Source organism: Pseudolabrys sp. Root1462 (genome assembly GCF_001426945.1).
In the GTDB taxonomy this organism is placed as follows: Bacteria; Pseudomonadota; Alphaproteobacteria; order Rhizobiales; family Xanthobacteraceae; genus Pseudolabrys.
On record NZ_LMFS01000001.1, the window covers coordinates 2,188,933 to 2,201,590 of the forward strand.

10 protein-coding genes are annotated in these 12,658 nt (G+C 64.6%); 7 read left to right on the plus strand and 3 right to left on the minus strand.

The genetic code is table 11. The annotated features are described in order from the left end of the window. The first annotated feature begins 47 nt into the window (after nt 1-47). Entirely contained in the window at nt 48-1,916 is a 1,869-nt protein-coding gene (locus tag ASD45_RS10720) for an ABC-F family ATP-binding cassette domain-containing protein (RefSeq protein WP_056911470.1), read from the plus strand. Between the two features lie 47 nt (nt 1,917-1,963). On the opposite strand, the gene ASD45_RS10725 is transcribed toward ASD45_RS10720, so the two are convergent. From ASD45_RS10725 to ASD45_RS10735, 3 genes are all read right to left on the minus strand, one after another. Then, on the minus strand, nt 1,964-2,569 hold the full coding sequence (locus tag ASD45_RS10725) for a hypothetical protein (RefSeq protein ID WP_056911471.1): 606 nt from the start codon (nt 2,567-2,569) through the stop codon (nt 1,964-1,966). A gap of 99 nt (nt 2,570-2,668) precedes the next feature. Continuing rightward, complete coding sequence (locus tag ASD45_RS10730; RefSeq protein ID WP_056911472.1) at nt 2,669-3,121, minus strand: DNA polymerase III subunit chi; 453 nt, start codon at nt 3,119-3,121, stop codon at nt 2,669-2,671. 18 nt (nt 3,122-3,139) lie between these two features. Continuing rightward, nucleotides 3,140-4,657, minus strand: a complete 1,518-nt coding sequence (locus tag ASD45_RS10735) for a leucyl aminopeptidase (RefSeq protein ID WP_056911473.1) — start codon at nt 4,655-4,657, stop codon at nt 3,140-3,142. Nucleotides 4,658-5,026: 369 nt separating this feature from the next. Between ASD45_RS10735 and lptF the strand changes: the two genes are divergently transcribed. The 6 genes from lptF to rsmA all read left to right on the plus strand — a co-directional run bounded on the left by lptF (nt 5,027) and on the right by rsmA (nt 12,647). Then, the gene (gene lptF / locus ASD45_RS10740) at nt 5,027-6,196 is read left to right on the plus strand and encodes an LPS export ABC transporter permease LptF (RefSeq protein WP_056911474.1); all 1,170 of its coding nucleotides are present in this window, start codon (nt 5,027-5,029) and stop codon (nt 6,194-6,196) included. Further along, nucleotides 6,193-7,287, plus strand: coding sequence for an LPS export ABC transporter permease LptG (gene lptG / locus ASD45_RS10745; RefSeq protein ID WP_056911475.1), 1,095 nt, complete (start codon nt 6,193-6,195; stop codon nt 7,285-7,287). Before lptF ends, lptG begins: the two co-directional genes overlap by 4 nt. Next, nucleotides 7,287-9,767 (plus strand): LPS-assembly protein LptD, encoded by a 2,481-nt coding sequence (locus ASD45_RS10750; RefSeq protein WP_082540779.1) that lies wholly within the window; start codon nt 7,287-7,289, stop codon nt 9,765-9,767. The genes lptG and ASD45_RS10750 overlap by 1 nt, the downstream gene beginning before the upstream one ends. Before the next feature lie 73 nt (nt 9,768-9,840). Beyond that, on the plus strand, nt 9,841-10,761 hold the full coding sequence (locus ASD45_RS10755; RefSeq protein WP_056911476.1) for a SurA N-terminal domain-containing protein: 921 nt from the start codon (nt 9,841-9,843) through the stop codon (nt 10,759-10,761). Continuing rightward, a complete protein-coding gene (gene pdxA, locus ASD45_RS10760) occupies nt 10,758-11,789 on the plus strand; it encodes a 4-hydroxythreonine-4-phosphate dehydrogenase PdxA (protein WP_056911477.1) in 1,032 nt (343 codons plus the stop codon). Before ASD45_RS10755 ends, pdxA begins: the two co-directional genes overlap by 4 nt. Before the next feature lie 6 nt (nt 11,790-11,795). Continuing rightward, the gene (gene rsmA / locus ASD45_RS10765; RefSeq protein ID WP_056911478.1) at nt 11,796-12,647 is read left to right on the plus strand and encodes a 16S rRNA (adenine(1518)-N(6)/adenine(1519)-N(6))-dimethyltransferase RsmA; all 852 of its coding nucleotides are present in this window, start codon (nt 11,796-11,798) and stop codon (nt 12,645-12,647) included. Nucleotides 12,648-12,658: the final 11 nt, after the last annotated feature.

The following is a 12,658-nucleotide window of genomic DNA, read 5'->3' on the forward strand; positions in this document are numbered from 1 at the left end:
TTACGCGACTATTGCGCGGCGGGCCTCGGTCGGCCACATAGCGCCCCATGTTGATCATCGACGACCTGACCGTCCGCATCGCCGGCCGCACCCTTCTGGAAGATGCCAGCGCCCGCATCACGCCGGGCGCGCGCGTCGGCCTGATCGGCCGCAACGGCACCGGCAAGTCGACGCTGTTCAACGTCATTACCGGGCAGATGGGCGCCGAGACCGGCTCGATCGAGCTGCCGCCGCGCTGGCGCATCGGCCGGCTGGCCCAGGAAGCGCCGAACGGGCCGGAAAGCCTGCTCGAGGTCGTGCTCAAGGCGCCGAGCGAGCGCACCGACCTGCTGGCCGAGGCCGAGACCGCCACCGATCCGCACCGGATCGCCGAGATCCAGTCGCGGCTCGCCGACATCGGCGCCCATGCCGCGCCTGCCCGCGCCGCCGCCATTCTCTCCGGCCTTGGCTTCTCGCCCGCCGACCAGCAGCGGCCTTGCACCGAATTTTCCGGCGGCTGGCGCATGCGCGTTGCGCTGGCGGCGGTGCTGTTCGCCGAGCCCGACCTGTTGCTGCTCGATGAGCCGACCAACTATCTCGATCTCGAAGGCACCCTGTGGCTGCAGGACCATCTGGCGAAATATCCGCACACCATGATCGTGGTCAGCCATGACCGTGACCTGCTCGACAATTCGGTCAACCAGATCCTGGCGCTCGAAACCAAGAAGCTGACGCTCTACAAGGGCGGCTATTCCGACTACGAGAAGCTGCGCAGCGAACGCCTGATGCTCGATCAGAAGATGATCAAGAAGCAGGAAGCGCAGCGCGCGCATCTGCAGGCTTTCGTCGATCGCTTCCGCGCCAAGGCGACCAAGGCGCGGCAGGCGCAATCGCGCATCAAGATGCTGGCGAAGATGCAGCCGATCGTGTCGCTGGTGACCGACGACGTGCGGCCGATCAATATTCCGGCGCCCGACAAGCTGTTGTCACCGCCGATCATCGCCACGGATAATGTCGCCGTGGGTTACGAACCCGGCCATCCGGTGCTGACGCATGTGTCGCTGCGCATCGACAATGACGACCGCATCGCGCTTTTGGGCGCCAACGGCAACGGCAAATCGACTCTGGTGAAACTGCTCGCCGGCCGGCTCGAGCCCGAGCGCGGCACGGTCACGCGCGCCGCGCCACTGAAGGTCGGCTATTTTGCCCAGCACCAGGTCGATGAACTAGACCTCCGCGACAGTCCTTACGATCATGTGCGGCGGCTGATGCCGGACCAGCCGGAAGCGCGCATCCGCGCCCGTGTCGGCTCCATCGGTTTTTCCGGCGACGCGGCCAACACCAAAGTCGAGAAGCTATCCGGCGGCGAAAAGGCACGCCTGATGCTCGGCCTCGCAACCTTCAATGCACCGCATCTCATCATCCTCGACGAGCCAACCAACCATCTCGACATCGACAGCCGCGGCGCGCTGATCGAAGCGATCAACGATTTCCCCGGCGCCGTCATTCTGGTGTCGCACGACCGCTACCTGCTCGAAGCCACCGTGGACCGGCTGTGGCTGGTGGCGAACGGCGAGGTCAAACCGTTCGACGGCGATCTCGACGACTATCACCGCTTCATCTTGTCGGATGGCAAGCCGGCGAGCGTCGCCAAGTCGGCGCCGCGCGTCGATCCGGCGGAGGCACGTCGCGCCGCGGCCGAAAAGCGCGCCGAGACCGCGCCGCTGCGCAAGAAGATTCAGAAGGCCGAAGCAGACATCGCTCAGCTCAACAAGCAGCTCGCCAAGCTCGACAACACACTGTCCGATGGCGACCTGTTTACGAAGGACCCGGCACGCGCCGCCGAATTGTCGAAGACGCGCGCCAATGTCGTCGAGGCGATCGCCAAAGCCGAAGAGGAATGGCTCGAGGCTTCGAGCGCGCTCGAGACCGCGTGACGACCGAAGCCGCAACGAGCCGCGGCCTTGAGCTTTCGGAAATGCCGTCAGCCGCGCTTGGCCGGCGCTCTCTTCTTGGCGACTGGCTTCTTGGCCGGCTTCTGTGCCTGCGGCACTTCATCGACGACCTTCAGGCGGCCGGCCGTGAACGTGTAAACGCCTGGCCAGGTGCCTCCGAGGTAAGTCAGCACGACCTTGCGTTCGTTGTTATCACCGGCGCCGATCGCGACATTGCTCGGCGTACCGGCGCGGCGCACCGTCTGACATTCGGTCATGCCGAGCGCGATGCCGCCGAGCACTGACGGTCCCGCTTCGCCCTCGGATGCCGGCATCGACGCACCGGCGGGGTCGCCACTGGACTGCTGGGCCTGCGGCGCGGCCGGACTCGCCGGCGACGGCGTTTCCGGTGCGCAAGAGCCGTCGGCGTTGACCAGTTCCTCAGGGCTGACCGGGCCGGTCGGGCCGAGCGTGAAACCCTTGTTGCCCATGGTGCCGGAGCCGTCTTCGCGCGACAGCACGCTGGTGATCGGCTTCGAGAACCAGCCGGCATCGGATTTGAAGGTGTCGGCCATGCCGGAGCAGCCGGCCAGGCTGAGCGACAACAGTACCGCACCGGTGACCGGCAGTTTCGAGTTCAAGTCGCGCTGCGCCAAAGCGGTTTCTCCCCGCGCTAACCTATCGTGTTGTCCCTTAAGGCCTATTTTGCGACATCACAATGGCGCAGAACAAGGCATCGCCGGATTATGGCCGGATCAGGCCTTCTTGACCCAGCGGCCATTGTCATCGGGCTGCCAGTAGGTCGCCTCGAACCCCTTGGCCTTGGCCTCGGTCCAGAAGCCGCGCGCCCGCGTTACCGCCTCGTCGTCGTCGCCGTCGAACACCAGAACGAGCCGCTGATAGGCCTCGGCGTCGGCCGGGAGCCCCGCCCCGTCGATCAGGAAACGCACCGTCGCCGCATTCGGGTTGGTGTCGTTGACCGTGAGCAGCACCGGCTGCTGCGCCGCTTCGGCTTCGCGCCAGGTGCCGTGCGGCAAAAAGCCGTCGTCGCGATAGGTCCATAGATGCGAGTCGAGCGCCTCGATGCGTTCCTCGTTGCTGCCCTGCACGGCGACGCGCCAGCCGCGCTCGATCGATTTCTCGATCAGCGGCGTCAGTACGCCTTCGACCTTCTGACCCTGCAGGTGATAGAACAGAACTTCGGTCATTGAATGCGCCCGACGGCGCTACCCCTCGTAATAATCCGCGACCAGACGGTCGAGAAGGCGCACGCCCCAGCCCGACGCCCAGCTTTTGTTGATCTCGTTCTGGCGCGAATCCATGCCGGTGCCGGCGATGTCGAGATGCGCCCACGGAGTCTTGTCGACGAAGCGCTGCAGGAACTGCGCCGCCGTGATCGAGCCGCCGGCGCGGGACCCGCCGGTATTCTTCATGTCGGCGAACTTTGAATCGATCATCTTGTCGAAGGTCGCCGAAAGCGGCATGCGCCACACCAGTTCGCCGGTCGCCTCGCCCGACTTGCTGAGACGCTCGCTCAGTTCGTCGTTGTTGGAGAACAGTCCGGCATATTCGTGCCCGAGCGCGACGATGATGGCGCCGGTCAGTGTCGCCAGATTGACCATGAATTTCGGCTTGAATTTCTCTTTCGTGTACCAAAGCACGTCGCCGAGCACGAGGCGGCCTTCCGCGTCGGTATTGATGATCTCGATGGTCTGGCCCGACATCGATTTGACGATGTCGCCGGGGCGCTGGGCATTGCCGTCCGGCATGTTCTCGACCAGACCGATGACGCCAACGGCGTCGACCTTGGCCTTGCGCGCCGCCAGCGCCTGCATCAGGCCGACGACGCAGGCCGCCCCCGCCATGTCGCCCTTCATGTCCTCCATGCCGGCCGCGGGTTTGATCGAAATGCCGCCGGTGTCGAAGCACACGCCCTTGCCGATGAAGGCGACCGGCGCAGCGCCCTTCTTGCCGCCGTTCCAGCGCATGACAACGACGCGGCTTTCGCGCGTCGAGCCCTGGCCGACGCCGAGCAACGCGCCCATGCCGAGCTTCTTCAGGGCCGCCATGTTGAGGATCTCGACCGCGCAGCCGGCTTTCTTCAGCGCCAGAGTGCGGCGGGCGAATTCCTCCGGGTAAAGGACGTTCGGCGGTTCATTGACCAGGTCACGCGCCAACAGCACGCCGTCGGCGATCGCCTCACGCTCGGCGAAGGCCTTGCGCGCGCCGTTCACGTCGCCTGTGGCGATGGTAACGCTGCGCTTGGCGGCCGGCTCCTCGTCCGGCTTTCGCTTGGTCTTATACCGGTCGAAGGCATAGGCCCGCAGCACCATGCCTTGGGCCAGATCGGCCGCCTGGTCCGGGTTCATGCCGCCGGCGGCGCCCTTGCCCGCTCCGGGCAGGTCGGCGACCACGACCGCATTGTCGATCCGGCGCAGTTTGCCCATCGCCGCGCCGCCGAGCTTGACCACATCCTGTTGCTTGAGGTCGGACACCTTGCCGACGCCGATGACGACCAGCCGGTCGGCCTTGAGGCCCTCCGGCACCAGAAGTTCCAGCGTTGTGCCGCTCTTGCCTGTGAATTTCTCAAATTTGGCCGCCCGGGCGACGATTTCGCCCGCCTCGCCCAGCATTCGGGCGGCGTCGGCCCCGAATTTCACCCCCTCGTCGCAGAACACGACCAGGGTATCGGCCGCTTTTCCCGGGGCGACGGGGCTGAAAGTGATCTGAGGGGCGTTCGCCATGGGGAGGAATTCCTTCGTCTTCGGAAAAGCGGCGGGTTCATTCCCCATATGCGCCGCCGGAGCCGGTCCTGCAAAGCCCCGCAAGCGCCAAGGCGGCGGCTTTTCACAGGCCCCAAACAAGCCTGCGCCGGCCCGCAAAACCGCCCTTATGTTCTTGCCAGAATCGGCACCAAAAGGCTTGGTTCCGCTCGTCAGGGGGCGTTTCGCCGTTTACCATTTGTTGGGCATGATCAATGGCTTTGCCTTGGCTGAGCCATTTTGTGCACCGAACAAGGTTAACTGGTGGAGATGGGTTAGCTTTTGCTCGCGACGTTACGGTGTGTACCGGTCGCTGAATACTAGGACCGGTACGGGGATCGACTGCACGCCATGGGCTCCATCAACCGGTACATTTTTCGCACCACGTTCGGTGCGTTCGCGCTGGTCCTGATCAGCCTCACGGCCGTGATCTGGGTGACGCAGGCGTTGCGTGACATCGACATCATGACGAGCCAGGGCCAGACCATCCTGGTCTTCGTCGGCATCACCGGCCTGATCATCCCCCTTCTCGTCCTTGTCATCGCGCCGATCGCGCTTCTGATCGCGGCCGCGCACGTTCTCAACAAGCTCTCGACCGACTCCGAGATCATCGTGATGAACGCCGCCGGCATGTCGCCGTGGATCCTGTTCCGCGCGTTCATGACAGTGGCGGTCGTCGTCTCGATCATCGTGCTGTCAATCAGCGCCTATTTCGCGCCCAAGGGCCTGCGCATGCTGCGCGACTGGCTCACCGAGGTGCGCGCCAATGTGGTGAGCACGATCGTGCAGCCCGGCCGTTTCACATCGATAGAATCCGGCGTCACCATTCACATCCGCGAGCGGCGGGCCAACGGCCAACTGGTCGGCATCTTCCTCGACGACCGGCGCAATCCGGAAGAGCGCATGACCGTGGTGTCGGAGCGCGGCGAACTGGTCGATAACGAGAACGGCACCTTCCTGGTCCTGCAGACCGGCGTGGTGCAGCGCCAGCAGGTCGGCAAGAAGGATCCGGCGATGGTCGCTTTCGACCGCTACGCCTTCGACCTGTCGCAGTTCTCGGCCGGCCCGCAGGCGGTGAAGTATTCGATCCGCGAGCGCTATCTTTGGCAACTCTTGTTCCCCGACCCGAAGGACCCGTATTACGTCGAGCAGCCGGGGCAATTCCGTGCCGAATTGCATGACCGGCTGATCGCGCCGCTTTATCCGATCGCTTTCGTCGTCATCGCGTTTGCTTATCTCGGCGCTCCGCGCACAACCCGACAAAGCAGAACCATGTCGATGGTGGGCGCGGTCGGCGCTGTGGCCGCGCTGCGGCTGATCGGCTTTGCATCGACGGTGTTCGGGGCCAACGTGCCCTGGATGCTGGTGCCGCAATATGTCGCTGTGGCTTTCGCGGTGGGTGGCGGCGCCTATGTGATCCAGCGCGGGCTGATCATCGAACCTCCGGCGTTCCTCAACGAATGGATTTCGGCCGCCGTCGCGCGGATCGAGCGTCTCACCAGCGGCGTGACCGCATCATGAGCGTCGTCGGCGGCACATTGGCGCGCTACTTCGGGCTGCGCTTCCTCAACACCGTCTTGATGGTGTTTTTCGGCATCCTCTTGCTGGTTGCGCTGCTCGACTACATCGAACTGATGCGGCGCGCCTCCGACATCCCGAATGTCTCGGCGTTGCTCGTGGCAAAAACATCGCTGTTTCGCGTGCCGCAGGTGGCCGAGCGCATCATGCCGTTCTGCATCCTGATCGGCGCGATGTCCTGCTATCTGAACCTGTCGCGCCGGTTGGAACTCGTCGTGGCGCGCGCCGCCGGCATGTCGGCCTGGCAGTTCGTCGCGCCGGCGCTGATCGTCGCCTTCCTGTTCGGGGTCGTTGCGACCACGATCTACAACCCGGTCGCGGCGGTGCTGCAGGAGCGGTCGAAGCGTTTCGAGGCCGAATTGTTCGGTCAGAACACCGGCAGCGCGCAAGGCGGCGGCCCGTTCTGGCTCAGCCAGCGCACCGACAGCGGCCAGGCCATCATCAACGCCAAGTCCAGCCGTGATCAGGGCGTGTCGCTGTTCGGGGTGACGGTGTTCACCTTCGACCCGTCCGGCCACTTCCGGCAGAGGATCGAGGCGCGGTCCGCGGTCCTGGAGCCAGGGGTCTGGCACCTGTTCAACGCCCGGGTCTATGAACTGCAGACCCTGCCGGTCGATCTTGCCGACTTCCGATTCAAGACCAGCCTGACGCCGGAACAGGTTCGCGAGAGTTTTGCAACCCCCGAGACCGTACCTTTCTGGGAATTACCCCTGTATATCCAGATCGCCGACCACGCTGGACTTGTTGCCGCAGGCTATAGATTGCAGTTCCAGAAGCTTCTCGCCCGCCCGTTCTTTCTGGCTGCCATGGTTTTCCTTGCAGCGGCCGTCAGTTTACGGTTTTTCCGGTTCGGCGGCATCCAAAAGATGGTTTTAAGTGGCGTTGCCGCCGGCTTTCTGCTTTATATCCTGCAGAAGGTGACCGAGGACCTAAGCAAGGCCGACCTGATGCACCCTGTGGCAGCGGCCTGGCTGCCTGTGCTCGTGGGCGGCCTGACGGGGTTTGTGGCGTTGTTGTATCAGGAGGACGGCTGATGGCGCTGCGTTTCCGCACGCGTCCGCCAGCGCCGAGGCGTTTTCGCCGCGGCGCATTCAGCGTTCTGACCGTCCTCGTTCTCGCCGTCGCCGGCATGGGTTCGTGGTCGCCGGCGCACGCCCAAACCACAATCGATTTCCCGCCGCCGCCCCCGCCCAAGGCCAAATCCAAGGCCGCGATCGAGCGCGACAAGTCCGGCGACAAGCAGATGCTCGTCCAGGCGGACGAGATCGACTACGATTACGCCAATAACCGCGTCTCCGCTGTCGGCAACGTGCAGATGTACTACGGCGGCTCGACCCTCGAGGCACGCAAGGTCGTCTACGACCAGAAGACCAAGCGGTTGCACGCCGAAGGCAACGTCCGGCTCACCGAAGAAGACGGCAAGGTGACCCACGGCGAGATCATGGATCTCTCCGACGACTATCGTGACGGGTTCGTCGACTCGCTGCGTCTGGAAACCCCGGACCGCACGCGTATGGCCGCCGCCCGCGCCGACCGCACCAAGGGCAACTACACGGTGTTCCACAACGGCGTCTACACCGCCTGCGAACCCTGTAAGGACAACCCCACGAAGCCGCCGCTCTGGCAGGTCAAAGCCGCCCGGATCATCCATGATCAGGGTGAGAAGATGATCTACTTCGAGGACGCGCGGATCGAGTTCTTCGGCCAGCCGATGATGTACCTGCCCTATTTCTCGGCGCCGGATCCGACGGTGAAGCGCAAGACCGGCTTCCTGATGCCGTCGGTCGCCTCGAGCTCGAAATACGGCGTCGCCGTCGAGATCCCCTATTACTGGGCGCTGGCGCCGGATTATGACCTTACGCTGGCGCCGATGATGACGACCAAGCAGGGCCTGCTGATGGAGGGCGAATTCCGCCAGCGCCTGATCAACGGTTCCTATTCGATCCGCGCCGCCGGCATTCACCAGAACGATCCGGGCTATTTCCTGCGGAGCGACGGCACGTCGACTCCCGGGTATCGCGACAACCGCGGCAGCGTTGAAACGAGCGGCCGCTTCGCCATCAACGAGAAGTGGGCGTGGGGCTGGGACGCGCTGATGGTGTCGGACAAGTCCTTCATCCAGGACTACAACCCGCGCCTGTCGCACTACCGGATCAACGACCCGCTGCAGACCGGCATCACCGAAGGCGTGTCGCAGCTCTATCTGACCGGCAAGGGCAACCGCAGCTACTTCGACGCGCGCAGCATCTACTATCTCGGCCTGTCGGAAGCCGACACGCAGGCGCAGATCCCGGTCGTGCACCCGGTGATCGACTACATGTACACGGTTGATCATCCGGTTGTCGGCGGCGAACTCGGCTTCAACTTCAACTTCACCAGCCTGTCGCGCACGCAAGCCAATTTCGATGCGATAAACACGACGTCGCTGGCGAGCGGCGCCTGCAACACCGCCGACTCGCGCGTGAAGACATCGTCGAACTGTCTGTTGCGCGGCGCCCCGGGCAACTTCAACCGCTTCTCCTCGGAAGCGCACTGGAGCCGCAGCATCACCGACGGCCTCGGCCAGGTGTTCAAGCCGTTCGCTTCGGTCCGCGTCGATGCCGGTTCCATGAACGTCACCAACGATCCGAGCGTCGGCAACTACCTCAGCACGGGCGAGACCGATCTGGTCCGCGCCATGCCGACCGTCGGCCTCGAATACCGCTTCCCCTTCATCAACGTGAGTTCCTGGGGCACGCAGACGATCGAGCCGATCGCGCAGATCATCTTGCGGCCGAATGAGAGCCAGATCGGCAAGTGGGTGAACGAGGATGCGCAGAGCCTGATCTTCGACGACACGAACCTGTTCAAGGTCGACAAGTTCTCCGGCTACGACCGCGTCGAAGGCGGCAGCCGCGCCAATTACGGCGTCCAGTACACCGCCCAGTTCAACAAGGGCGGCTTTATCAACGCGCTGTTCGGCCAGTCCTACAGCCTGTTTGGGCAGAACTCCTTCGCCGTCAGCGACGCGACCAATACCGGCCTCGACAGCGGCCTGGACACCCGCCGCTCGGACTACGTGGCGCGGGTCGCGTACCAGCCGAACAGCACTTACACGTTCAGCTCGCGCTTCCGCTTCGATCAGGACACCTTCGCCCTGCAGCGGCTGGAAGTGGAATCGACCGCCTCTTTCGACCGCTGGTCCGCGTCCGTCCTTTATGGCGACTATGCGGCACAGCCGCTGATCGGCTTCCTCGACCGTCGTCAGGGCATCCTCGGCTCCGGCCAGTACAAACTTGACGCCAACTGGGTCCTGCTCGGCTCGGCGCTCTACGACATCAACGAAAAGAAGTTTTCCCAGACCCGCCTGGGCCTCGGCTATATCGACGACTGCCTCATCTTAGCCGTGAATTACATTACAAATTACACGTATAGTGGGAACGTCGAGAATAACCACACGGTCATGCTGCAACTGAGCCTGCGCACGCTGGGAAGCACCTCGGTCAGCCAGTCGCTTAGCAGCACGGCGCAGTAGCGCTCGGCGCGGCGGCCCGGCCGCAACCGGCCGCCGCCTCGATACAATGGATGAGATGATGTCGGGAAACTGCATGAAACGCCGAACGATCGGCCTCTGGTTCGGCTGCGCGGTCGTCGCCGCGGCGCTGTCGGCTTCGGTGCCGGCGCGGGCCCAGGTCGTGGTCATCGCCAACGGCTCGCCGATAACCGAATTGGATATTGCACAGCGCTCGAAGCTGATGGCGGCCTCGACGCACAAGGCGCCTCCCCGTCAGGAAGTGATCAACGAGCTGATCGACGACCGGCTCAAGATCGCCAAGGGCAAGTATTACGGCCTCGAAGTCAGCGACAAGGACGTCGACAACGCCTTCGCCAACATGGCGCAGCGGCAGCGGATGACGACCTCGCAATTCGAACAGGTTCTGGGACGCAGTGGCATTTCGCCGGCCGCGCTGAAGGCACGCTTGCGGGCTCAGCTTATCTGGACCCAGTTGGTTCGCGGCCGGTTCGGCACCTCGCTCGAGATCGGCGATGCCGATGTCGCCAACGCCATGCGCGGCACCAATTCGTCCGACACCGTCGCCGGCTACGTCTACACGCTCTATCCTGTGACCGTGATCGTTCCCAACGGGTCGCCGCCGGCCGTCGTCGAGAGCAAGCGGCGCGAAGCCGAGAACCTGCGCAGCCGCTTTGTCAGTTGCGATTCCGGTGTGAAGCTGGCGCGCGCGCTTCGCGATGTCGCGGTCCGCGAGCCGGTGACGCGCAGTTCGGCCGAACTGCCCGAGCAACTGCGCGACGTGCTCGCCAAGCTCGAAATCGGCCGCCTCAGCTCGCCCGACGCCACGCCGCAGGGCTGGCAGATGTTCGCCTTGTGCAACAAGAAAGAGACCACCTCGGATTCGCCGGCCAAGCGCGAAATGCGCGACAAGCTGTACAACGAGCGCTACGAGGCGGAATCCAAGAAATTCCTGGAAGACATCCGTCGCTCCGCGATGATCGAATACAAGCGATGATACCCGCCGGCCTTCCTGTCGCGCTGACATTGGGTGAGCCGGCCGGGATCGGACCAGAACTCACACTCGACGTCTGGCGGCGGCGCGGCGAATTCGAAGTGCCGCCGTTTTACGTCATCGGCGATCCGGATTTTTACCGGGCGCGCGCCGCCGCCCTCGGCATCGACGTCCCGGTCAAGACCGTCACGGCGGCGCAGGCCGTCGAGACCTTTGACCGTGCCCTGCCGGTTGTGCCGCTCGACATGAACGTCACCGCGCAGCCGGGCAAGCCCGACGCCAGCAGTGCCCCTGCGGCTATCAGCTCGATCCGGCGCGCGGTCGCCGACGTGATGGCGGGGCGCGCATCGGCGCTCGTCACTAATCCGATCGCGAAGAACGTGCTCTATCGCTCCGGCTTCGCCGAACCGGGCCACACCGAATTCCTCGCCAAACTTGCGGAGGAAGCAACCGGTCGGAAGGCGCAGCCGGTGATGCTGTTGTGGTCGCCCGAACTTGCCGTCGTGCCGGTGACCATCCATCTGCCGCTCAAGGACGTCGTCAGCCGGCTGAGCAAGGAGCTGATCGTCGAAACCGGGCGCATCACCGCGCGCGACCTGCATGACCGGTTTGGCATCGTCCGCCCGCGGCTTGCCATCGCGGGCTTGAACCCGCATGCCGGCGAGAACGGTTCGCTCGGCGAAGAGGATCGCGACATCGTCGCGCCGGCTGTCGCCGCGCTGCGCGCCGAAGGCATCGACGCAGTCGGCCCGCTGCCTGCCGATACGATGTTTCACGCCCGCGCGCGCGCCAGCTACGACGTGGCGCTGTGCATGTATCACGACCAGGCCCTCATCCCGATCAAGACGCTGGCATTCGACCACGGCGTCAACGTCACTCTAGGGCTGCCCTTCGTGCGCACCTCGCCCGACCACGGCACCGCCTTCGATATCGCCGGCACCGGAAAGGCGGATCCGTCCAGCCTCGTTGCCGCCCTCGCCCTCGCCGCGCGCATTTCGGCGAGAACGCCGACACTGGCCACGGCCACATAGCAAACCATGGGTTCGATCGACGATCTGCCGCCGCTGCGTGACGTCATAAGCCGCCACGGCTTGCGGCCGAAGAAATCGCTCGGCCAGAACTTCCTGCACGACCTCAATCTCACCGCCCGCATTGCGCGGGCCGCCGAGCCGCTCGAGGCGACGACTGTCGTCGAGGTTGGCCCCGGTCCCGGCGGCCTGACGCGCGCGCTGCTCTCGCTCGGCGCCCGCCGCGTCGTCGCTATTGAGCGTGACGAGCGCGCCATCGCCGCGCTCGAAGAGATCGCGGCTTATTATCCCGGCCGCCTCGACATCGTCGCCGGCGACGCCCTCGAGGCCGACTACGACGCGCTGCTCGGCCCCGAGCGCGCCGCGATCGTCGCCAACCTGCCTTACAACGTCGGCACGGCGCTGCTGATCCAATGGCTCACCGCCGAGCCGTGGCCGCCGTTCTACGATCAGATGGTGCTGATGTTTCAGCGCGAAGTGGCCGAGCGCATCGTCGCCCGCGTCGGCGACAAGGCTTATGGCCGCCTCGCCGTACTCGCCGGCTGGCGCACCGAGGCCAAGATCCTGTTCGATGTTTCGCCGTCGGCCTTCGTGCCGCCGCCGTCGGTGACGTCGTCGGTGGTGCGGCTGGTGCCGATCGAGCGGCCGATCCCTTGTGACTCTGAAACGCTTCAGCGCGTGACCGAGGCCGCCTTCGGCCAGCGCCGCAAGATGCTGCGGCAGAGCCTCAAATCCCTCGGCGTCGATACCGCGGCACTCCTGGCCAATGCCAATATCGAACCGACGGCGCGCGCCGAGGAAATCGACGTCGCCGGCTTCGTCGCGCTGGCACAGGAATATGTGAAACTGAAGTTGGCCTGACCTGCTTTGCG